Below are 21,062 nucleotides of genomic sequence, written 5' to 3'. Positions count from 1 at the left end.
CTAGCTACCTAACAGGTAATGCGAGGATTTGGATGCGTCTGACACTGCGTCAACTTTTGATCTTCACGGCCGTGGCCGATACCGGCAGCACCACTGCCGCCGGCGAGCGCGTTGCGCTTTCGCAGTCGGCGACCAGCGGCGCGCTGAACGAGCTCGAGAGCCTGCTCGGCGCACAGCTCTTCGACCGCATCGGCAAGCGCTTGCTGCTGAACGACAACGGTCGTGCGCTGCTCCCGCAAGCCAGGTCATTGCTCGACGGCGCGCAGGAGATCGAAAGCCGGTTCGGGCTCGGAAGCGCGGGCGCTGCGACCGCGCCGCTGGTCACGCGACTTCGCGTTGGCGCCAGCACGACGATCGGAAACTATGTGCTGCCAGCGCTGGTCGCTGGCTACAGCAGAACGTGGCCCAACGCTGCGGTGGACGTCGTCATCGACAACACCCGCGACATCGCCGCCGCCGTGAGCCGGCTGGAGGTCGACGTCAGTCTGATCGAAGGGCCATGCCACGAGGCAGAACTCAGCGTCGCGCCCTGGCTGCGGGACGAACTGGTCATCGTGGCCGCGCCGACGCATGCGCTGGTACAGGCCGATCCACGGGCGCGCGTTCCGCTCAAGGACTTGCGGCAGGCCCGCTGGTTGCTGCGCGAGCAGGGATCAGGCACTCGCGAGGCAGTGGAACATGTGTTGCTGCCGCACCTGCACCATCTGAACGGCGACATGCAGCCGGGCAGCACCGAGGCGATCAAGCAGGCGGCGGCCGAGGGCATGGGGCTGGCTTGCCTGTCGCTGTGCGCGGTGCGGGACCTGGTGACACTCGGCAGACTGGTCGTATTGCGAACCACGTTGCCTCACCTGACGCGACGCTTCTACTTGGTCCACCATCGGCAGAAGCGCCTGTCGGCCAACTTGCAGCGCTTCATGGCGCACTGCGAGCGTCCTGAAATGTAATTCCCTTGGCTGCCGATGAACCTCCCGAAGAAGTAGCGGCCCCAGACGCGGTCGTGCGCGCCTTTGAACCATGAGGCTGGCTGCCGAAACGCTTCGCGGAAGATGAAGGCTTGCAGTTACGAGCGCGCTCGCCGCTGCGGCGGTCATGGGCTTCCATTGGTTAACGCATTGGGTTGAGAAACTTGCCAGTCGAACTGGCGCCTGAGCTGCTCACTCGCAGCAGGGCTTCGCCACCTCGTCGCAGCAGTCGCTGTCGCAGCAAGGAGAGGCGGCGAACGCAGCAGCGGACGCCAGGGCAAAGGCCAGGATGGCGAAAGGTTATTTCATCGGATTCGTAATAAAGAGCGCAGCAATGACACGACGATCTGCCCAGGTGCGCCTTTCAGAACCTTGCGGGTGTCAATCGGACCGCGCGCCGGAGCTGCCAGCAGCAACACGATGCCCACCGTGGCGCCGGCGCTCACTGGCAAGCCCAGCGGCGCCAGATCGAAAAAGCCGACCAGCGGTGGCACGAGCACCATCCAGCCGGCCTTGAACATGGCCGGATCGAGCTTTCTGGATTCTTGTGAGCTAGGAATCTAGTAAGGCCAGACGTCACTTTGACGGAAACGCACGACCCTTGCCTATGGGGTCCGAGACTTGACAACCTCGGGCTGGTTTGATATCTTTAAGATATCAGATAAAGGATTCGGTCATGAGTGTCTCTGTCGAACAGATCGCTTTTCGCTACCGCTTGGTGGACAGCGCATCGGGCGTCACGCGCGAGACGGCCAAGCGCCTGGCCAAGCAGTTGGGCATGGATGAGACGCAAGCGATTCATCACGCACTGCACGAACTCGCCATGCGCGTGCTCCCCCAGTACGAAGCCGACGAGGGTGCGCTGACGACAGCGCAGGTCCGCCAGATCCAGGATCGCGTTCCACCCGCTGCCAAACGCTCGGTTCGCTCCAGCTTGCTTGACCCCAAATGAGCGTCGTGTGGTGGGCAGAGCCCACGGCCGGCGACATTGTCTGGTGCCATTTCCCTGACGACATCCATCCAAGACCCAAGCCGCGCCCAGCCCTGATTCTGAGTGTGTTTGACGACGCGTCGCCACAGTTCCAGGTCAGTGTGGTGTACGGGACCAGTCAGCGGACCACGACCCTTTACCAAGGTGAGTTCTCGATCCTGAGGCTGCGCAACCTCGCCGCCTATGAGATGGCGGGTCTGAGCTACGACACCAAGTTCGATCTGAAGCAGATCGTGGACCTGCCCTACAACACCGACTGGTTTTCAGTTCCGCCTTCGGCGCCGCACGGCCAAAACCCGAAGCTCGGAACGCTGCATCCATCGCTGGTCAAAGCTTTGCTGGCCGCCCACAAAGCCGCAACGTCGTGAAGATCGAATTCAGCTTTGCAATCCTTAGACATGCTTGTGGGCAGTGCCAAGATGGGCGAAGACATGGGTATCGGCTATGGACGGGCTCGAACCCTGACAAGCACGACAGTCGCCGCTCTCATGGACACGGACCCCCACCATTGGTCAGCGTTTTGCACGCCACAAGCTTTCGCATTTTCCTGCTGACATTGTTCATGCCCAGTCCCCGGAGCCTTCTCAAACTGCGCGAACATCCCTGGGCGTAATCTGCACAAGAATGAACTCGTCAATCTCATTTTTTGCAGTGGTGATCGGCGGAGCGTTGGGGTGTGTTTCACGTTGGCTGCTGGGCATGGCGCTGAACATGATTTTTCCGGCGATTCCACCGGGCACCCTGGTTGCCAACCTGCTGGCTGCTTACCTGGTGGGACTTGCGCTGGCGTTCTTTGGTGCCCATCCTGAACTGCCACCACAATGGAGACTGCTGGTCATCACAGGATTTCTTGGTGGTTTGAGTACGTTCTCGAGTTTTTCGGGTGAGGTGGTCCAGCTGATGCGCCACGATCGCCTTGGGATGGCCTGCGCCGCGATGACGCTACACCTTGGCGGCTCGCTGTTGCTGACCTTCGCAGGCATGGCCACAACGTCGCTCCTGCGAGGCCGCTGAATTTCTAAGTCTTGGCTAGCAAGGAAAGACAGCGTTGATACCGCGTTACTTGGCATCGACGTGAAGTCCAAGCGTCTCAAGCCTTGCACAGATCGATGCCTCCCTGCTTGGAAGCTGAGGGCAATGGACAACGTGAACTCATCGTCCTCGACAACCACGGCGTCCAATGGACTTGTCGGTTTTCCGCTGTGTCTAAGCACGACACTTATGCGAATATCAGTGTTGATAAATCACATAATCAACAATGCAAAATTTTTGCGTTTTGATTGGCTCAACTCTTCGTAAGAATGGGAAAATCCAATGCTGACAAGCACTTGGACGAACCGCCGGACCGCATAGCGAGTCGGTTGTTTGAATCGGGCCTGTCATCCATTCATAGCTATGAAGACGGCGTTTTCATTGTCAGATCGCCCCGCGCTGTGCGACTCAGTCGAGCCAGGCCTATGGCACCGACTGGCCTGGAGCACGCTTGCTACCAATGGGCCGGCTTGCTTGCCGGCTTCTTCTTGGTAGTCACATGGGTTGGCAACTGGCTGGCCGCGAGTTCAGCGTCCAGGATGTGGTGGCGGACCCAGGTCGCCTGGGCGGTCAGCCGCTTGTTCGAGACCACGCCCTGCCCTTTCGCGTTAGGCCGCAAAGGCATCACCAAGCCGATCCGGACGTCCGATGCGTCTTGCCGGATAAGCTTGAGCGCCGGCTCGACGTCCGAATCGTTCGAGCACACGACCACCTGATCGACCCCGCCACGGAGGGCATCCCGGTACACCGTCAGGGCCAACTGGACGTCCGTGAGCTTCTCCTCGATCATCCAGACGCGCTGGCGCTGGTCCTTGCTGGGCATCTGGTCGGGCACATGCACAGGCAACGAGGTGGGCTGGAAGATATGGAAGCCCTGGGTGATTTCCACGAGGCCGGAATCATGCGCCATCAGGGCGCGCAGGTACTGGGTCTGGGCCTGTTCGGACGCCGGCCCATGCCGCGCGTAGTTCGCCTTCACGGGAGCGGTGAAGTACTTGATGGCCACCACCACGGCAGACGGATCCTGCTGCCGGAGAACCTGGTCTCGAAACAAGGCCACGACATCGAGCCACTTGAACGGAGTTCCCTGCAGCCGCGAGTAGTACAGGTTGTACCCGTCGATATAGACGATCGTTCTTGTCAATAGCGCTTCCTGGAAATGAAAAAACCACCCGAAGGTGGTTTTCCCGCCCTAAGCGAGGCCAACTGAATGACACCACGAAGGGATTGTGAGCCTATTGTATCTGAAGCCTGACCTATAGTCGCGTCCTTATCCGCCTGCTGCCGATCTCGCACAGCAGGAATGCAGTGCAGCTAGCTTGCCTTGTCTCGTACAGGTTGGCTCGACCGTACGCACCAGTGCCACTCAGGCAGTTCGCGTTATGCAAGCTTTCGTCAAATCCCAATGAGTCTCACATTTAAGACCTGCCAGCGGGTCGTGCTAGCGCGACTACTGGGCACGAAGACGTCGCAGGGCCTCGATCAGGGCATGCTCGACCGCATCGTCGGGCGCCCCGTCGGCGGCGGCCGCCGAGATGGTGATCGAGATGGTGCCGTCCTTGACACGGGCCAGCATGCCGACTTTCTTGTCACCCACGTGCAGGTCCATCTTTTCTGTACGACCAAGAGTCACCTTTTGGTCGGCAAGGTGGGCAACCAGTTGGGAAGGAGCGAGCCCCTGGCCCCGTACCCGCTCCACCCGCTTGAGCACGCCGCGCCGGTCCTTGTCCATGGCCGCATTGATGGCTTCGGCATGGCGAAAACTGATGTCCAACGGACTGCGGAAACATTCGACGATTGCCGCAGGAAGCTGCGCAACCAGCAACGCCTTGCGCACCCACGTATGGCTGACTCCAAGGGCTTCTGCCAGCTGCCGCTGCGTCGGAAACAGGTGCTCCTCCAGGGCGCGTTGATACATGAGGCCCTGTTCGTAGCTTGAGAGGTCGGCGCGCTCCCTGTTCTCCCGATCCATCGCGGCGAACAGCGCCGCATCGCCGAGCTCCTCGGTCCAGACCGACGCCAGCACATTGATACCGAGCTCCCTGCAGGCGCGGTGGCGACGGTGCCCGAAGACGATCTCGAAATGTCCCGGTCGTTCTTTCAACGGTCTAACCAGGATCGGCTGTACATTGCCTCCCGCATGTTCGATGTCGGCTTTCAGCCTGGCGAATTCGCCCGTTGCGAAGGACGCATCGTGACGGTTGGCCCAGCGGCTCGGATGAATGACCTGGGAGTCGATCTTGCGTGTGGGCAGCGAACCTTCGTACTGCGCGAGCTTCTCGCGCAATGCTGCCATCTCGCTTTCCACCTGCTGGATCTGACCGCGAAAAGCCATCATTTGTCCCGGTGCCGTCCTCGGCGCCATCGCACCGCCGACGGCCGGTGGAAACCTGGTTTCCACCGCAGTCGATGCCGACGGCAAAGCTGGCGAGGCGGCGGCTGGCAGAGCAGCTGCCAGTGGGTCAGGTTCTTGCTGCGGCAACATCAAGCCGGCGGTCAACGCTTCCAATCTTTTGCGCGTGCTAGCCATGCTGGGAATTCCTTGAGACGAGGGAGGTCGAGAAGATCTGGCTATGCGTCAGCGCAGAGACTATCGGGATCGGGCAGCCATCAAGGACGATGGGCCCACACGCTCGTTCTCTGGTGAGCGAGGACTTGGCAATCGCCAGTTCCTCGTGCTCTATCGGCAAAGTCAGGCTGGAAACCAGGTTTCCACGTACTGCATAGGCCCTGGCAGGATGTGCCATCACTGCGGCCCTCCCCTGCCCTGCTTGGCCCAGGCGCCCACCACCGACTGCTCTACGAGTTCCACGAACGAGTCGTAGGCATCCGCAGCCCGCTTGTAGGTCTTGGCCGCGCCATCGTATTTCTGCACGTCGTACACCGTCGCGAACTCGGCGGCCTTGTTGCTCGTCACACTGGTCTTGGGAATCTCCACGGGCAGCGTGTATTCGCCATAGGTCGCCTGGATCCATTGGCGGACGGCAGGCATCGCGGGATCCGAGGCGTCGACACGACTGAGAAGCACATGAAGGAAGTCAAAGGCCTTGCCCTGACGGTCCTTGCTCTGGCCATCCAGGTTGTTGCCGAGGTCGGCCAGCAGCGACCAGAACTGGGCCGACGAGGCAAAATCCAGTCCCGAAGGAGGCACGGGCACCACGATCCCGTTGGCAGCCCACAAGGCATTGATGGTCACGTACGACAGGGAAGGGGGCGTGTCGATGAGGATGACGTCGTAGAGGTCGCGCACCGTCTCGAGACCGTCGTTGAGAACCTCCCAGAACTTCGCGCCAGGCTCCTGCATCTGTCGTGCCGGTAACGCGAACTCGGCGGAAAACAGGAATGGCGCGGCAGCTACCAGATCAATGCCATCCCAGTAGGTGGAGCGGATTGCATAACGGATATCGCTTTGCGAACCATCGCACAACGGACCGATGGTCATGTCTTCCGTTACCTCGGCTTCGGGCAGCAGTCCATGCAAGGTGGTGAGCGAGCCTTGCGGATCGGTGTCGATGGCCAGCACACGGTGGCCCCGGAGGCTCAGCCCTTGTGCCAGCACCATGGCCGTCGTCGTCTTGGCCACCCCGCCCTTGAAGTTGCCCACGGCAATCGTGATGGCCTTGCTGCCCTGCGGACGCATGCGGTCCCCGCGGTAGGTGCGGGTCCAGCGCCGGATCTCGTCCAGCTTGAAAGTCCGCTTGCCGCCCGAAGGCGTGAGCTGCCCGCCCGGCAAATCGTCCTTGGTGATCCGATAGGCCACATGGGCCTTGTCGACACCGCACAGCGACGCCAGTTGCGCGGTGGAGTAGGTGGGCGAAATCTTGCGCGCCTCGGGCGCCAGCAGCATGCTGCGGATCTGCTCGACCATCGAGCCGGCGCGCGTGGCCAGCGCCGCTATCCGCTGCATGTCGATGACCGGCTGGGTCGGTATCAGGGATTCACTGGAAACCTGGTTTCCACGGCTCGTAGGACTGGACATGGCGTCGTTTTGTTTGTTGATTCAACGGAATCCGTGAATTCTATGAGTCTTCGATGAATGTTCAGCATTTGTAGAAGCAGGAAAGACTCATCAGGATCGAGTGTGAGAAGTTTTGGGGACCTCCCACACCGTGGGCAGCGCCATCGACGGAAAACGCTTTGGAAATGCCTCTCCTTCCGATGCAGTGAGCACTTTTCACCAAATCGCAGGCTGATGGAAAGGAGCATTCCAGGATTGGAGCGATGGATCCCCATATCCACTCACATCAAACCCCAATGGTCCTCACCCAAGGTCCACAAGAATCCCAGATTCACTCACACCGAATCCCAAAATCTCTCACGTCAAATCCCAACAGCTCTCACAAAAACTGCATCAAGTGCTTGTCACGCAACAGAAAATGAGCTCTTCAAACATTCAATGTTCTCAAGTGTTAAGAACAAAAATACCAAGAACACAGGAATGTCGAAATTGTGAAAAATCGAAATCACAATGATCAAGGACAGGGGGATACTTGGTGGCGTGCAAAGTCCGATTCCCAAACCCATCGAGCCGATCGCGGTTGAAGCCAGCCCCCGGAAGGCCAAGACGCCATCGCGGCAGCTGGTGGCCCCCGAGGACCAGACCGTTGCGAAGGCCAACGAAGCCATCGCCATCCGGCCCAAACGTGGCCGGCTCACGCTGCTGTCACGCCGCATCTACAACGCATTGCTCTATCACGCCCAGTGCCAGGGTGTCGACAAGCCGGTGTACGAGCTCCCCTTGAACGAGCTGATTTGCGATGCCCGCTTCAACTCCAACAACACTGAGTTGCTGAAATCCCACCTGCGCGACATGCAGGCCACCACGATCGAATGGTCCACCAGCAGCAACTCGCTCAAGCGCTGGGTGTCATCGCAGTTGCTTGGAACCGTCTCGATCGAGGAACAGGGCAGGGGGCGGGCGTGCGTGGTGACTTGGCGCTATCCCGAGGAGATCAGGGAACGCCTGGTCAAGCCGCACCAGTACACTCGGGTGTTGCTGGAGATGAGCAGTCAGATGCGCAGCTACTCGGCAGCGGTGCTCTACGAGATCGGTGCACGTTACCTCACCTCGCCAGGCCGCCTGTCGATGCGCGAGGATGTGATCTGGTGGGCGGCGGTACTCACCGGCCGCAGCGACATTAAGGAGGTCGACTACCGTTTCTTCAAGCGCGACGTGATCAACAAGGCCCTGGCCGAGATCGATGCGCTGTGCGAGGACTTTGGGTTGGAGCTGATCGAGCACAAGCAGGGGCGCAAGATCGAGGAGATCCAGTTCAGGATCGTTGCCAAGACGCCGCAGCGCCTGGATGACATCGACGCGCCGGGCCGCCACGTGTTCGACCTCGAACTCGTCGCCCGTCTGATCTCGCTCGGCCTGAAACAGGACGAGGCGCAGGACCTGTATGCCAGCAATGCCGAAGCGCAGTTGCGAGCGACGCTCGATCACGTCGACCAGCGCCTGCGCAACCCCGCCATGCCCCTGTTGAACTCGCCGGCCGCGTACTTCAAAGATGCGCTCAGGAAAGGCTACGCAAGTACGGCGTTGGCGTCGACGGCGGCACCGGCAAGCGCGCCAGTGACCGTCCAGACCGAGGCCGACCGGCTGCGCCGGATCCGCGAGCTGTGGGAGAACGACCGGCTGCGCCGGGCGCGGACGGTGTTCCAGGAGATGCTGTCCGCGATGCAGATGGATCTGCGGATTCGCTTCGAGGCCGAACGACTCGACGGCCTGGCCATGCCCATCGCACGTGCCTGGCGCAAGAACGGTCCCTCCAGCCGCCTCGCTGGCACGGCCTTTTTCCGGTGGCTGGCCCAGGACCTCTGGCCGGACGAGCCGACCGACCGCGTCCTGCTCGACTTCGCCTTGCAGTGCGGCGTTGCCGGGGTCTAGCATTGGCCTCAATGCTCGTTTGGGGGGATGGCATTCCCATCGACCCATTCCCAGGTGTGACCGTGTCCGTCACTGAAACTGCTGCCGATGGCACGGGTTCCTATCGACGGGCGAGACGCCCGCGTGGCCCATTGCGGACTGCAGAACGGGGAGTAGGCGAGCCAGGCTGAGGCCGCTGACGGCCGGAGCCACTTGCCTCAGGCTGATGTTGCAAGCATCCTGTTCCGCACGATGGGTTGCGTCTGTTAGTCTGTCCCAATGCTTCGCCAGCATCAGCATCGCCTGTCGATTCCCACCACCGGACGGGGCCTTGTGGAGATCACCACGTCCGTGGTTCAGGCACTGCAGGCGAGCCGCGTCGATGAGGGCTGGGTCACCTTGTTCATCCGCCACACGTCCGCAAGTCTGGTGATCCAGGAAAACGCGGATCCGGACGTGCGCGGTGATCTCGAGCGCTTCTTCGCGCGGTTGGTCGGGGACGGCGATCCCCTGTTCATCCACCGCAGCGAAGGACCCGACGACATGCCCGCGCACGTGCGAGCGGCGCTCACTGCGACTCAACTCTTGGTCCCGGTGAGCGGTGGCCGCCTGACGCTCGGGACATGGCAGGGTATCTACGTGTGGGAGCATCGACTGCACGGGCATGTGCGGGAGATCGTCGTGCAGATCGTGGGTGAGTGAGGGCATAGTCGTCTACGTACCATGAGCGACAAGCCTTGCCCCTTCTGCAGCCTGCCGGCGTCACGTGTCGTCGATGAAAACGATCATGCTTTCTGGATCCGCGATGGCTTCCCGGTCTCGCCGGGTCACAGCCTGATCATCCCCCGGCGCCATGTGGCGTCCTTCTTTGCGATCACTTTCGAGGAGCGAGAGTCTTTGTTCCAGTTGCTGGACCAGGCGAAGCTCGTGGCCGACGCAGAGTTCGAGCCTGACGGCTACAACGTGGGAATCAATGATGGCGCCACTGCTGGCCAGACGGTACCGCCCCTGCACATCCATCTGATTCCACGCTACCAGGGCGACCAGGCTGATCCCCGCGGCGGCGTGCGCTGGGTGATTCCCGACAAGGCCGACTACTGGATCCGGCCGCCTCCTTGGGCATTGCCCGACGCATGACCATGGATCGAACAGCGCCCCCGAGCGCAGAGGCCCAGTTGATCTTCCTGACCAAGCTGCAACGCCTCTTCGCCGAAGGCGACTTCACCGCCACGTACAAGTTTGCGCTGCTCATCGCATTGGCCGACCTGGCGGTAGAGCAGGGCCGTGACGATGGTTGCGAACTGATGCTGACAAACCGTCAGATCGGCGAGCGTTTCATCCATCTGTACTGGCAGCAGGCCGCGGCCTATGGAACCGGTCGCCCCGGCGCCGAGTCCGGTGTCCTGGTGCAGAACACCGGTGCCCAGGCGGCGGTGGTTTCGGCCATCGTGGCCGTTCGCCAAACCATGCCGGCGGCCAATCCGCAGGTCGCCGCCCGTCACCCCGCCTACCCGGGGCTGCTGCGCGGGGTCACGCAGACCGTCTCGGCCATGCCCCTGAACTATCTGCAGAACTTCGGTGGCGAAACCGACGAGTTTCTTTATGAGCGCGCGGGCCCAGGCCAGATTCTTCTGCGTCCTGGGGTGGCCTTCTGTCTGCGCCGCTTCCAGCCTTTGGTACAGCAGCTCGCGCGTTCCCACTGGATCGGCCACCTCAAGGGCAACCGCCGCAACCACGCCATCCTGGGGGAGGCTGACGACCTCGAGCGGTTTCTGTTCGAGACGTCCAGGCAGTCGCTGCTCAAGCTGGCCGAGGGACTGCGGCGCATCGACGGAGCGACCTGTTTCTACTGTGGCCTCGGACTCGCGGTGCCGGACGTCGACCACTTCATTCCCTTCTCGCAGTATCCGCGCGACCTGGCCCATAACTTCGTGCTGGCCCACCCAGCGTGCAACCGCAGCAAGTCGGCCATGCTGGGGGCCAGGCGGCATCTGGAGCGCTGGCTGGAACGCTTGATCCGGCGCTCCGACGACGTGGCCGAGGTGGGCGCCGAGGCCGGGCTGGTGGTGGATGCCGCCACCTGCCAACGTGTGGCCTTATGGAGCTATGCCAGTGCACGGGCCGGCAGGGCCTCGGCCTGGGTCGCCTCGAACACCTTTGAAGTCGTCGATGCCTCCTACACGACCTGCTTCAACCAGGATCTGAACTGAACTGCCATTTGGGTCTGGAGGTGCGTAGGCACTGCATCTAGGATCGCCTTTGCCACTTGTCATCGTCGCAGGCAGCTCACGTCTGCTTGCAGACCGGCGTCAGGTCGATGTCTCCCAACATAGCCTGCAGGACCGACGCCGCGCAATGCCGACGGTCAACATTCCTCTTTTTCCAACTCAACGCTAATGACCATGAGTGATCCTGTCTACGTGGATGCGACCGCGCTGTCGTCCCGACTCCAAGCCTTCGCCGACGAACGCCACTGGGGCCAGTTCCACTCCCCGAAGAATCTCGTCATGGCACTGACCGGGGAGGTGGGCGAGCTCAACGAGATTTTCCAGTGGCTTGGCGAGGACGCGTCGCGCGCTGCCGGCCAGCATCCCGACACGGCCGAAGCCGTACGTCACGAACTGGCCGACGTGATGATGTACCTGGTCCGCCTGGCCGATGTGCTGCAGGTGGACCTGAACCAGGCCGTGGCCGAGAAGCTCGCCGTCAACGCGGCGCGCTACCCGGTCGACCGGGCGCTGGGGTCGAGCAGGAAGTACGACAGAATCTGAAACGCCTCTGCCTCCGAAAGCCTCTCCGTGATCGTCTACGCCGCCGACAAGCAGCAGTTCCTCGCCCACAACAATGACCACGACATCGAAGACGTCATCCTGGAGCGCTACACGGCCGCCACCGGCCGCAAGGTAAGTCATGCGGAGTCGGAATCCTGGAAGCACTCCCTGGGGTACATGGCCCGGGTCCTGAGCGACCCCGACATCCCGGACGACCTCGGCGTCGCGGTGGAACTCCACCTTCCCCAGTCTTCCAAGCGGCTCGACATCACCCTGACCGGCTTTGACGCTGCAAGGGTGAAGAAGGCGGTGGTGGTCGAACTCAAGCAGTGGCAGAAGGTCCAGGCCACGACGAAGGACGCCATCGTGGTGACCCAGCTGGGCAAGGGACTGCGGCCGGTGGTCCATCCTTCTTACCAGGCGTGGTCCTATGCGGCACTGTTGGAAGGCTTCAACGAGGCCGTCTACGACGGTGGCATCATGGTCCAGCCCTGTGCCTACCTGCACAACTACGTGCGCGACGGCGTCATCGACGCACCGCACTATGCGGCGTATATCGAGAAGGCCCCGCTCTTCACCAAAGGCGGCAAGGAGCGCGAGCAGCTGCGCGCGTTCATCAAGCAGCATGTGAAGTTCGGCGACGCCCAGGCGGTCATGTACGAACTGGCCCGAGGCAGGATCCGGCCGTCCAAGGCGCTGGCCGAGTCGCTTAAGGGGCTGATGGCCGGCAAACCCGAGTTCGTTTTGATCGACGACCAGAAAGAGGTCTTCGAGGCCTGCTTGGCGGCGGCCCGCAGTGCATCGGCCGTGCACCCGCGGGTTGTGCTCATCGAGGGCGGACCGGGCACGGGCAAGACCGTGCTGGCGATCAATCTCCTTGTGCGCCTGACCGCTGAAGGCCTGCTGGGGAAGTACGTCTCAAAAAACGCGGCGCCGCGACGCGTCTACGAGGCCAAACTGGCGGGATCTGTCAAGAAATCGCATTTCTCCAACCTGTTCACGGGATCCAGCAGCTTCATCGACACGGCGCCTGACACCTTCGACTTCCTGATCGTGGACGAGGCCCACCGCCTCACCGAGAAGGGCGGCCTCTACGGCAACCTGGGCGAGAACCAGATCAAGGAACTGATCCAGGCGGCGAAATGCACCATCTTCTTCATCGACGAGGACCAGCGCGTGACGCTGAGCGACATCGGGTCGAAGCAGGCCATTCGCGGCTTTGCCAAAGTCAGGAGCTGCCAAGCGGAGGAGGGCGGCCAGGGCGCCGAAGTGGAATCCTTCGAGCTTGTCTCCCAGTTCCGCTGTGGCGGCTCGGACGGCTACCTCGCCTGGCTCGACAACACCTTGCAGGTCCGGGAAACGGCCAATGAGCGTCTGGACGCCGCAGGCTACGAGTTCAAGGTGTTCGACATTCCGGAGGAGATGCATGCGGCCATCGAAGCCAGGAACGCCCAAAACCGAGCGCGCGTGGTTGCTGGCTACTGCTGGCCGTGGAACAGCAAGAAGGACTCCAAGGCCTCGGACATCGTCATTGGCGAGACCTACCGGCGGCAGTGGAACCTGGACCAGGACGGCAGCCTGTGGATCATGGCAGAGCATTCGATCGCGCAGGTGGGTTGCATCCACACCTGCCAGGGTCTGGAAGTGGATTACATCGGGGTGATCATCGGCCCAGACTTGGTGGTGCGGGAGGGGCAGGTGCGGACTGTGCCCGCTGCGCGTGACCGCCATGACCGGTCGATCCGTGGCTACAAGACCCGGATGCGGAGTGACCCTGTGGAAACGGCGCGCGAAACGGACTTGATCATCAAGAACACGTACCGCACGTTGATGACGCGCGGCATGCGAGGCTGTTACGTGTACTGCACCGATGCAGAAACGGCGCGCTACTTTCGGCACAGACTGAGCAGTGAGGCACTCCCGACTAACTGAGGCCTCGACGGATCTTAGGGAGGCAAGTCAGCCATTTCAAACCCGTTGCAACGATTCAGGACGCCAGGTGGCTGTTGCCTGACTGCCAGCGGCGGCGACCTGAGTTGGTGGCCATAACAGCTCGTCCAGCAACGTTACGGTGTCACCCAGACTGGCAGCTTCGATGCGGTTCCTGCTCAAAAAGGCCTGCCACTGGCGCGCCTTGGCCGGGTCGTCGCTGAACCGTCGGGTCAGGACCAAGGGACGCTCGGCGGGCAGGGCGGTCCGGCGCCGGGCAAAGGTGGCTGCGATGGCGGCAGCCAGCGTGGCGCCCTCCGGTGGCGTGCGTCGAGCGATTACAGCGAGGTCGAAGAAATCCTTCATCCGGCTGTTCGCCTGACCGAGCATCACCATGGCCTGGTACTTCTCGGCGATCACCGTGTAGACCGGGTAGACCCTCAGCGTCGGAGCTTCGAAGTCGCTCATCAGGGTGGGATACGCCAGGGTCTGAGGTGCCGGCGTCACGGCATCACCGAAGCCCACGTCAACTTGCAGTACGCAGCGGGCAGATCCAATGCGTGCTTCCAGCTTGAGCCGGGTGCCACCGTAGGTGTTGTCCTCGCGAATGGCTTGCGCCTTCACAGATCCGGGACTGAACACGATGCCATCGCCCAGCTCCAGGGCGGCGATTTAACGGAAAGTGGCGATCAGGTTGGCTTCATCGTCCGGGCCAAAGCCCAGCAGGTCGGCATCCTGAGTCGGGCGATGGGGCGCGTCGTACCACAGTGAAAAAGCAGCGCACCCTTGAGCAGGAAACGCTCGGCGTGGAGCGACACGCTGACGCGAGCCAGCAGGCGCTCCATGGCGAAGCGGTTGAGCACCAAGCTGTAATCGTCGCCGCGCTGCTTGGCGAGCACCAGCAATCGGGCCAGGATGGACGCCGGGAGGTTGGCGGTCATTGCGTCACCGCCTTCAGGTAGGGCTGCATGACCCGCTCGACGCGGTTGATCCTGGCGAAGTGGCTCAGCTCGACCATGGTGAACTTGCGGCCATGCCAAGCAGCCTTGAGCGCTTCCAGCGCCACGTCCAGACCGATCTTGTTGCGAAACTTGAAGCAGTCCGCAACCGTCTTGGCGGCGCTGTAGACGCGAATGGGTGCCCCATGGTCGGTCACCGTCTGGATGCCGTCGCTGTACGCCGTGCCACGCAGGCGAGTGATGCGCAGCGTCGGGTAGCTCAGCGCGGGTTTCTGCGTCGCCTCCGGCAGCGCAATCCATACGTCGTGCGGCATCTGCGTACCGATCCCATGGAACTGCAGTGCGCTCAGCAAACAAAGCACGGCCTTGGGCACACGCTGGCACACCTCGATCAATGTCTGGTGTTCGGTGATTTCGGCATCGGGCAGCCCATACAGGCCCCGCGCGATCCGCTCCAGCTTGCCAGCCTGGTGCAGTCGGATCAGGAGCTGCGGCGACCAGCCACGCTCGCGCACATCCGCAGACCGGAGCATGCGCTGGCTTCGGGCCAGTTCAAGAATGTGGTCGGACTGGTTCATGAGCCATCAAAGTTTAATATTCACATGACTTTTGTTCAAGTAATGCGTTTTTATATAAAATAGGCCCTGGCGGCCCTGGCGGCCCTGGCGGCCCTGGCGGCCCTGGCGGCCCTGGCGGCCCTGGCGGCCCTGGCGGCCCTGGCGGCCCTGGCGGCCCTGGCGGCCCTGGCGGCCCTGGCGGCCCTGGCGGCCCTGGCGGCCCTGGCGGCCCTGGCGGCCCTGGCGGCCCTGGCGGCCCTGGCGGCCCTGGCACCTTGTAATTCACCAGTCTTGACAGTGAACAAAGTTGCCTTGCTTGGACATTACCGATAAGGACCGGTAGCACGCGCTATTCAAATGCTTACGGCCGCCGGTCTGACCGTGCTGTGGCTCGACAACCAGCCCGGTGGCTGCGAGGACGTGTGCGACCGGGTGCCCAACGCGGACGCCCGCGTCAAGCTGGAAGCCGCCGCCCAGGCCGCGTTGTGCAGCGACGACGGGTGCCTCGACAACGCCCTGCTCGTCGGCCTCGACCGTCGCATCGAGGCGCTGGCACCGGAGTGCCGTGCCAAGGGCGTGCTGCTGCTCATGCACCAGATGTCCAGCCACGGCCCGGCCAATCACAAGCGATCGTCGGCCGACATAAAGCGCTTTGTGCCCGAGTGCAGAATCAACTTGCTGGCCGACTGCAGCCACGGCGAGCTGATCAACGCCTACGACAATTCCATCGCCTACACCGACCGTTTTCTCGGCCGCCCCATCGACTGGCTCAAGACGCAGTCGCCGTGCTACGCCGACCATGACGGAAGAGAAACTCATAATCATGAACGCCTGGAACGATCCCGCCGAGCTGCGTGCATTTCTGGCCCGGTTCGACCACATGTTTCCCCTCCAGGGTGTGCAGCGGCGACGAGCCTACCTGTTCTTCAAGGGCTGGACGCCTGCGTTCGCAGGGCTGTGCGAGCGCATCGATACCCTGCTCGGGACTGACAAGCGGAGCTTCGAATGGACGCACGTTCGAGAGAAATTCGGTGCCCCCAGCCTGGCCTATCGAATGGAGGGGCAGGCACGCTTTGCTGTCAATTCGCATCGACCGGCCGAAGTCACCCGCGTGCCGTGCGAGCCCATCGAGAACTTCGATCCGGTGGCCGTAGCGATCCAGGAGCAAATCCTGCAGGCCGAGGTGGAACTCCGCACGCTGTGCATCATTTGCGGTGGCCGCTCGACCATCACGAATGCCCAAGGGCCCTGGGTTTCGCTTTGCGCTAAGCATCAGGCAGCGGTTTTCCCTCACGGTCTGAATGACAGGGCAGGACCCGTGTGGATGGCTGCTGAACTGGAAGAGGGCACGAGACCCGATGACCAGGGTGAATGAGCAGATCAATGCTTTGGCGAATGGTCGCCATCGGCCTGTCTCAAACACCCGGGTTATTTTGGCCGGGCTGACCGATCACCCCGTTACTCTGGCTTGAACAGATCCTGGCGGTCCTTCTCTCCCATCGCCTGAAGCGTTTTCACCAACGCATCGATAGCTTTCGCGCAGAGATGCTTGCGCAGCACTTTTACTTTCGTCGTGCCTGTGGCGGTCGTCGAGATCACGAAATAAAGCACGCCTTCGATCTCGACTTCGATATCCATGGACGGGACATTGACAGACTTCTTGTTGTCGGTTCCCAACAAAATGGCCAGCACCGCCTTGCGGTCCAGCAAGCCATGATGCTGTGTCGCCTGCAAGGCACGGTGGGTGAGTCCTTCGGCATCGTTCTCCCAAGCCTGCTTCAGATCGGGTCCATCGGTGTAATGCAGTTCGAGCGCGGAGCGAAAGGCCCCGAGCACCACAGGATCGAGTTGGGACAGTGCGATGCCCCGTGATACTTCACTTTCCTGCCGTCCCATCGCCTGGGCCAACTCTTTCTGGCTTTCAAAGACATCGTCCGCAAGCAGCTTTCTGCACGTGCAACCGAACTCGAAAGGACGCAATGGCCTGTGCTTCTGGTTGCTGTGCACGACGACGCGAGCGGCTTCCTGGTCATCGAGCGTGAGCAAGACCACGAAAATGAGGGCTTCTGCCACGAGTTCCTCGGTGCTCTGCATTGAAGCGAAGGGCGCCTTCTCACCGGGCGCGTTCGCCGCTGCTTCGATGCAGCGCAGGTAGGCCATGAGTCGCCGCGACCCACAGAGCACTTCGTAGCGGGCTTGTGGAAAATTGGCCGGAACTGGGACACCTTCAGGCCAGGGACGAATGATTAGCGGAACCGTGCGCGAGTCCGTGCCAGGGAGCTGGGTGTCGGAATCATCGTCGGTGCCGGGGTGGAAAAGATCGCCATCGCGGCACGACCAGCGCGACGGTGCGAGCCAGTAAACGTCGATCATGCCGGCAATCCCTTGCAATTGACTCAGGTCGGGCAACCAGTCCTTGAATGTCGCGCACAACTGCTGGACCTTTTTGTCGGGCATCGCCCGCAGAGCCGGGTGATGGTGTGGCTCAGGACCTGACGAGGCGCAACGGGATGACTCGTCAGAACCAAGAAGGGGATGAAAAAAAGAGGGTGAATCGAGGCTCATGGCAGAGTTTCCTTGAAAAGGAATTTGCAGAGCGCCCGGAGCACTGCGGATTAAGGATGATTGGCTTGGGCTTGGGTCACGCTGTCCAACGGCGTCGGCAGTCCGAAAAGGAAAGCCGAAATGACATCGAGTCGCGCAGCGGGTTTGCCTTGAGTGAAACGAATATGCCAACCCAGGAAATTTACCAAAGAAATCGAGCGTTTTTGGCTGGTGGGGGGCTATTGACAGCGTTTTTTCCAGATGATTCTGCAAGTGGGCCGTTGAAATTGGGTCACCCAATTTTTGGGGACGCGATGCGTCTTAGTGGTTCCAAACATGGGTGAGAAGCTGCTCCGATGCAAAAAAGAAGCAACATAAACTGCATCGGATGCAGATTAATTGGTGATGAACGCCATAGATTTTGCATCGGGCACAGAACATTTTGCATGGGATGCAATTTGATCGTTTTTTTATACTCAAAACCCCATCGATCCTCACTTTGACAGCAGTGGTCATAGCTGGCGTTTCAAGCTGGTGGTCTTGGCAAAACGTGTCTGAATCCACGGCATGACCGTCAACGGATTGTTGAAGAATGCGAAGACGACGGGTTCAAGGGCCACGACAAGGCCATAAAGGTGTTGAGCATCAAATGCAACGTCGTAATGAACACACGGAGGTTTTCTACACGGTGACAGTGACGATTGCCGAAGTGACCGGTCGCATCTGTGCAGGTAAGTCGACGATCTAATCGGTCGTCAAATCGACGATGTGGCGGAGAAAATTCCAGCTACGGGCAGATCGAGATTGAAGCGAATTCGTTCGGATGCGTAGTTTTTCGCTCTCGAAATGGTTCGCCAGCGTTACTTTTCCATCGCTTTTCTTTGCGAAAAATTTGGATTTCTTTGGGGTATTTGGGCAGATTTCGTTGAGTTTAGTAGTGGCGATCGGGAGTCTGAGCGACCAAAAGAGCTTCAAAAGCCACAGGAAATCGCAAGAAATCTTGGTGCTTTTCTTCATGGCCGGCCGCAAAACTTCTTCGGATTCGTCTGATCGGCGTGCTCGGAACGAATTTCTGTTACCGAAAAGATTTGAGATTCCGAGCGCTTCGCGGGTTTTTGAGCTGATTGGCTTCGTGTTTCTGCGTGTGGCAATCAATGTTTTCCTTGGAGAATCGCTTCGTTTCCGATTATTTACTTGATGCTGGCAACGCTTTTTCGTTGTCGTTTGGCAGGATTTTTTGATCGATCAACGGGGTTGGAGCCAGCACATGCAGCCGTATACGAATTCATTGGTCGAATCCTGATTCCCAGGAGGGAGCCGTGACGGGGTAGGTGCGGGTTCAAGAAAAACGTGTTCGACATTTAATTTTCGGTACGTCCTTGATTATTTCAAAAGTTAGACGATAAGAAGGAATTCCTCCACTCATTTTCTGTTCGTGGCATGAAAGAAAAGAAAGCTTTTCCCGCCCGCAAGAATCCGCCTCGCGAGTCGATGTCGGTTCGTGTCGCTCCCCGGCTCAAGCAATTGCTCAACGACAGTGCGGCGGTCCATCGACTGACGCCAGCCCGCTGGATTGAGCGTGTGCTGTGGGCGTCCAAGGAAGTCCAGGAAGCGCTCCTTCACAGCGCATCACCTTCGAACTTGCCAGAACCTGCGCCGGTAGATCTCTACACCCTCGACGAGATCACCTTGGCGCACCTGACGCTGCTGGCCCGGGCCACCCACCATCTGGAGGAGATCGCGAGGGTCGTGGATCACTGTCGCCGGGAGCGCCAGGTTGTCGATGAGATGCGGCTGGCCGAGACGCTGCACTCAGTGAAGGATCAGCTGGACCGCCTGCGGCCATTGCATCTGGCGCAACCAGCTTCGGCCACCATCAGGAAAGCGGTCGCGGAGTCCACCCCGTGATGTGCGTGCACAGCCCGGTCCTGGGCTCGATCTCGCGGGCGGTCCCCTATCTGTTTGCCGCTGCCGATTCCCGGCAGCGGGTGCGTGAGCGGGTCGAACTGCTGCGCGGCGATGCGCAGCAACTCATCGACCTGGTGAACACTCTGCCGCCCTTGGTCAACGCCGGTCCGGGTTCGGCCTATGACTCGATCGTCCTGGCGTTCTCGCCGCTGGATAAACCTTCTTACGACCAGATCCAGCAAGTCGTTGCATTGCTGCCGACCGTGATGTTCCCGGGTGGGCAGGACCGGATCTGCTGGCTCGCGAAGCTTCACAGCGACGGCACCAGCATCCATCTGCACGTCCTCTGTGCCCAGGTCGACCTGAAGACGGGCCTGCAGTTCAGCCTGCACGGAATAGGTCTCCGGCCGTTGAAGGAGTTGTGCCGGTATCTGAACCTGCGCCATGGCTGGGCCGATCCTGAGGACGCGTTCCGGGGCCGGCTGGCTTGGTGGTCGCAAGACCTCACGGGTCCGGGCTTGCCATCAGGAACAGGAGTCCACGCGCATGCGCGCGCCTTGGCCATCGCTGCAGTGCTCGAAGACCGGGTGGCCAGCCAGGCGGAGATGGTGCGGGTGCTACAACCACTGGGCGAGGTGGTGGGCCTGGGCCGGCACTCGATCACCTTGGACGTAGCAGGGCTTGCGTTGAATGGGCCGCGAAAGATTGCGAGCGTCAAATTCAGCGGACTGCTCTACGCCAGGGATTTCGACCGAGCGGGGGTGTTGCGGTCGCTCGCTCCTGCACCACTGCCCGCAGCGCTGACGAGGCGCGACACGCCGCTCGAGGATCAGCGTCTTGCCGACGTACTCCTTGCCAGGATGCGACTCGACATCAAGAAAAGGGCCGAGGCTCTGGCAGAGCGCTATGCCGTGAAACGGGCCCGGGCCCGTTACAGCCTGGTCACCCGCATCGCTTGCGAGCTCGTCAGCGAGGCCCCTCTCGACATCGATCTGCTTCGCCAGCAGCCCACGCTGCGCAGCATCTGGAAACCCGTTTCCAACACCGTCCCCGCCTCCATCTCCATCCCCATCTCAAGAACATCTCATGACGCCACTTCATCCGCCGATCACCCAATTCACACTCGAGGCCGTCGACAGGTATCTGCAGGAGCAGGTCCCGTTGCAGGTGGAGCGACACCTGCAGCAGGTCTTGCCGGGCTGGGTCAAGTCCTGCTCGAGTCCATCGGTGCCTGGGTCCGCGACACCCTGGCCCCCCGAGTATTCCAGGCAGCTCGACGCGCAGTGGGCGCAGCATTGGACAACCTCCTTGGAGCCTCGAATCCAGGAGGTGGTCTCGGCCGCTCTGGATCAGCTTCTGGAGCCCTTGCTGTTGCAGCTGACCGAGGCACTGACACCGACGCTGGAAACATTAGTCAGAAGCGTTTTGGCGCGATCGGCGACTTAGAGATGAGTCAGGACGCCGAAGAAGATGATGGCGTCAAAGAAAAGTCTCCGGAAACAGCTACAAAGAAAGTACGGCCCTGATGACTTTTCAT

21 protein-coding genes and 2 pseudogenes are annotated in these 21,062 nt (G+C 61.0%); 16 read left to right on the top strand and 7 right to left on the bottom strand.

The annotated features are described in order from the left end of the window. The first annotated feature begins 32 nt into the window (after window positions 1-32). Window positions 33-947: a LysR family transcriptional regulator gene (locus tag AC1MLT_RS22005; RefSeq protein ID WP_481036509.1), complete on the top strand. Its 915-nt coding sequence runs from the start codon at window positions 33-35 to the stop codon at window positions 945-947. Window positions 948-1,270: 323 nt separating this feature from the next. On the opposite strand, the gene AC1MLT_RS22000 is transcribed toward AC1MLT_RS22005, so the two are convergent. After that, a complete protein-coding gene (locus AC1MLT_RS22000; protein WP_481036508.1) occupies window positions 1,271-1,486 on the bottom strand; it encodes an ArsB/NhaD family transporter in 216 nt (71 codons plus the stop codon). A 155-nt stretch (window positions 1,487-1,641) separates the two neighbouring features. On the opposite strand from AC1MLT_RS22000, the gene AC1MLT_RS21995 reads away from it, so the two are divergent. The 3 genes from AC1MLT_RS21995 to crcB all read left to right on the top strand — a co-directional run bounded on the left by AC1MLT_RS21995 (window position 1,642) and on the right by crcB (window position 2,970). Further along, window positions 1,642-1,917: a hypothetical protein gene (locus AC1MLT_RS21995; RefSeq protein WP_481036507.1), complete on the top strand. Its 276-nt coding sequence runs from the start codon at window positions 1,642-1,644 to the stop codon at window positions 1,915-1,917. Further along, window positions 1,914-2,324, top strand: coding sequence for a hypothetical protein (locus AC1MLT_RS21990; protein WP_481036506.1), 411 nt, complete (start codon window positions 1,914-1,916; stop codon window positions 2,322-2,324). Before AC1MLT_RS21995 ends, AC1MLT_RS21990 begins: the two co-directional genes overlap by 4 nt. Window positions 2,325-2,580: 256 nt before the next feature. Continuing rightward, complete coding sequence (crcB, locus tag AC1MLT_RS21985) at window positions 2,581-2,970, top strand: fluoride efflux transporter CrcB (protein ID WP_481036504.1); 390 nt, start codon at window positions 2,581-2,583, stop codon at window positions 2,968-2,970. Window positions 2,971-3,442: 472 nt separating this feature from the next. On the opposite strand, the gene AC1MLT_RS21980 is transcribed toward crcB, so the two are convergent. The 3 genes from AC1MLT_RS21980 to AC1MLT_RS21970 form a co-directional block, all read right to left on the bottom strand. Beyond that, entirely contained in the window at window positions 3,443-4,132 is a 690-nt protein-coding gene (locus tag AC1MLT_RS21980; protein WP_481036503.1) for an NYN domain-containing protein, read from the bottom strand. 306 nt (window positions 4,133-4,438) lie between these two features. Continuing rightward, window positions 4,439-5,518: a ParB/RepB/Spo0J family partition protein gene (locus AC1MLT_RS21975; RefSeq protein WP_481036502.1), complete on the bottom strand. Its 1,080-nt coding sequence runs from the start codon at window positions 5,516-5,518 to the stop codon at window positions 4,439-4,441. 216 nt (window positions 5,519-5,734) lie between these two features. Further along, window positions 5,735-6,967 carry an AAA family ATPase gene (locus tag AC1MLT_RS21970; RefSeq protein WP_481036501.1) on the bottom strand — a complete coding sequence of 411 codons (1,233 nt, stop codon included), beginning with the start codon at window positions 6,965-6,967 and terminating at the stop codon, window positions 5,735-5,737. 489 nt (window positions 6,968-7,456) lie between these two features. On the opposite strand from AC1MLT_RS21970, the gene AC1MLT_RS21965 reads away from it, so the two are divergent. The 6 genes from AC1MLT_RS21965 (at window position 7,457) to AC1MLT_RS21940 (ending at window position 13,560) form a co-directional block, all read left to right on the top strand. Then, on the top strand, window positions 7,457-8,878 hold the full coding sequence (locus AC1MLT_RS21965; protein WP_481036500.1) for a RepB family plasmid replication initiator protein: 1,422 nt from the start codon (window positions 7,457-7,459) through the stop codon (window positions 8,876-8,878). Between the two features lie 258 nt (window positions 8,879-9,136). Further along, window positions 9,137-9,559: a secondary thiamine-phosphate synthase enzyme YjbQ gene (locus AC1MLT_RS21960; protein ID WP_481036498.1), complete on the top strand. Its 423-nt coding sequence runs from the start codon at window positions 9,137-9,139 to the stop codon at window positions 9,557-9,559. 21 nt (window positions 9,560-9,580) lie between these two features. Further along, window positions 9,581-9,994: an HIT family protein gene (locus tag AC1MLT_RS21955; RefSeq protein ID WP_296316480.1), complete on the top strand. Its 414-nt coding sequence runs from the start codon at window positions 9,581-9,583 to the stop codon at window positions 9,992-9,994. A 38-nt stretch (window positions 9,995-10,032) separates the two neighbouring features. Continuing rightward, window positions 10,033-11,067, top strand: coding sequence for an HNH endonuclease (locus AC1MLT_RS21950; protein ID WP_481036497.1), 1,035 nt, complete (start codon window positions 10,033-10,035; stop codon window positions 11,065-11,067). A 192-nt stretch (window positions 11,068-11,259) separates the two neighbouring features. Beyond that, on the top strand, window positions 11,260-11,628 hold the full coding sequence (locus AC1MLT_RS21945; protein WP_481036495.1) for a nucleotide pyrophosphohydrolase: 369 nt from the start codon (window positions 11,260-11,262) through the stop codon (window positions 11,626-11,628). Between the two features lie 27 nt (window positions 11,629-11,655). After that, window positions 11,656-13,560, top strand: a complete 1,905-nt coding sequence (locus AC1MLT_RS21940) for a DNA/RNA helicase domain-containing protein (protein WP_481036493.1) — start codon at window positions 11,656-11,658, stop codon at window positions 13,558-13,560. Between the two features lie 36 nt (window positions 13,561-13,596). Here AC1MLT_RS21940 and AC1MLT_RS21935 read toward each other — a convergent pair. Further along, window positions 13,597-14,498 (bottom strand): annotated as a pseudogene (locus AC1MLT_RS21935) (nucleotidyl transferase AbiEii/AbiGii toxin family protein). After that, entirely contained in the window at window positions 14,495-15,094 is a 600-nt protein-coding gene (locus tag AC1MLT_RS21930; protein ID WP_481036492.1) for a type IV toxin-antitoxin system AbiEi family antitoxin domain-containing protein, read from the bottom strand. The pseudogene AC1MLT_RS21935 and the gene AC1MLT_RS21930 overlap by 4 nt, the downstream one beginning before the upstream one ends. 336 nt (window positions 15,095-15,430) lie before the next feature. Here AC1MLT_RS21930 and AC1MLT_RS21925 point away from each other — a divergent pair. Next, a pseudogene (locus tag AC1MLT_RS21925) lies at window positions 15,431-15,793 on the top strand (phosphoethanolamine transferase); the annotation flags it as partial. Window positions 15,794-15,896: 103 nt separating this feature from the next. Beyond that, complete coding sequence (locus AC1MLT_RS21920; protein WP_481036973.1) at window positions 15,897-16,448, top strand: hypothetical protein; 552 nt, start codon at window positions 15,897-15,899, stop codon at window positions 16,446-16,448. A gap of 83 nt (window positions 16,449-16,531) precedes the next feature. Here AC1MLT_RS21920 and AC1MLT_RS21915 read toward each other — a convergent pair whose 3' ends face one another. Next, a complete protein-coding gene (locus AC1MLT_RS21915; protein ID WP_481036491.1) occupies window positions 16,532-17,530 on the bottom strand; it encodes a ParB/RepB/Spo0J family partition protein in 999 nt (332 codons plus the stop codon). A gap of 53 nt (window positions 17,531-17,583) precedes the next feature. Here AC1MLT_RS21915 and AC1MLT_RS21910 point away from each other — a divergent pair, with 53 nt between their 5' ends. The 4 genes from AC1MLT_RS21910 (at window position 17,584) to AC1MLT_RS21895 (ending at window position 21,051) form a co-directional block, all read left to right on the top strand. After that, a complete protein-coding gene (locus AC1MLT_RS21910) occupies window positions 17,584-17,961 on the top strand; it encodes a hypothetical protein (RefSeq protein WP_481036489.1) in 378 nt (125 codons plus the stop codon). 479 nt (window positions 17,962-18,440) lie between these two features. Continuing rightward, a complete protein-coding gene (locus AC1MLT_RS21905; protein ID WP_481036487.1) occupies window positions 18,441-18,815 on the top strand; it encodes a hypothetical protein in 375 nt (124 codons plus the stop codon). A 242-nt stretch (window positions 18,816-19,057) separates the two neighbouring features. Continuing rightward, window positions 19,058-19,525, top strand: a complete 468-nt coding sequence (locus AC1MLT_RS21900; protein WP_481036486.1) for a hypothetical protein — start codon at window positions 19,058-19,060, stop codon at window positions 19,523-19,525. Beyond that, on the top strand, window positions 19,525-21,051 hold the full coding sequence (locus AC1MLT_RS21895; RefSeq protein WP_481036485.1) for a relaxase/mobilization nuclease domain-containing protein: 1,527 nt from the start codon (window positions 19,525-19,527) through the stop codon (window positions 21,049-21,051). Before AC1MLT_RS21900 ends, AC1MLT_RS21895 begins: the two co-directional genes overlap by 1 nt. Window positions 21,052-21,062: the final 11 nt, after the last annotated feature.

This window comes from Variovorax sp. PEI5 (assembly GCF_056679935.1).
Note: the sequence above shows the minus strand (reverse complement) of the source record. Positions and strands in the feature narration are given on the sequence as shown.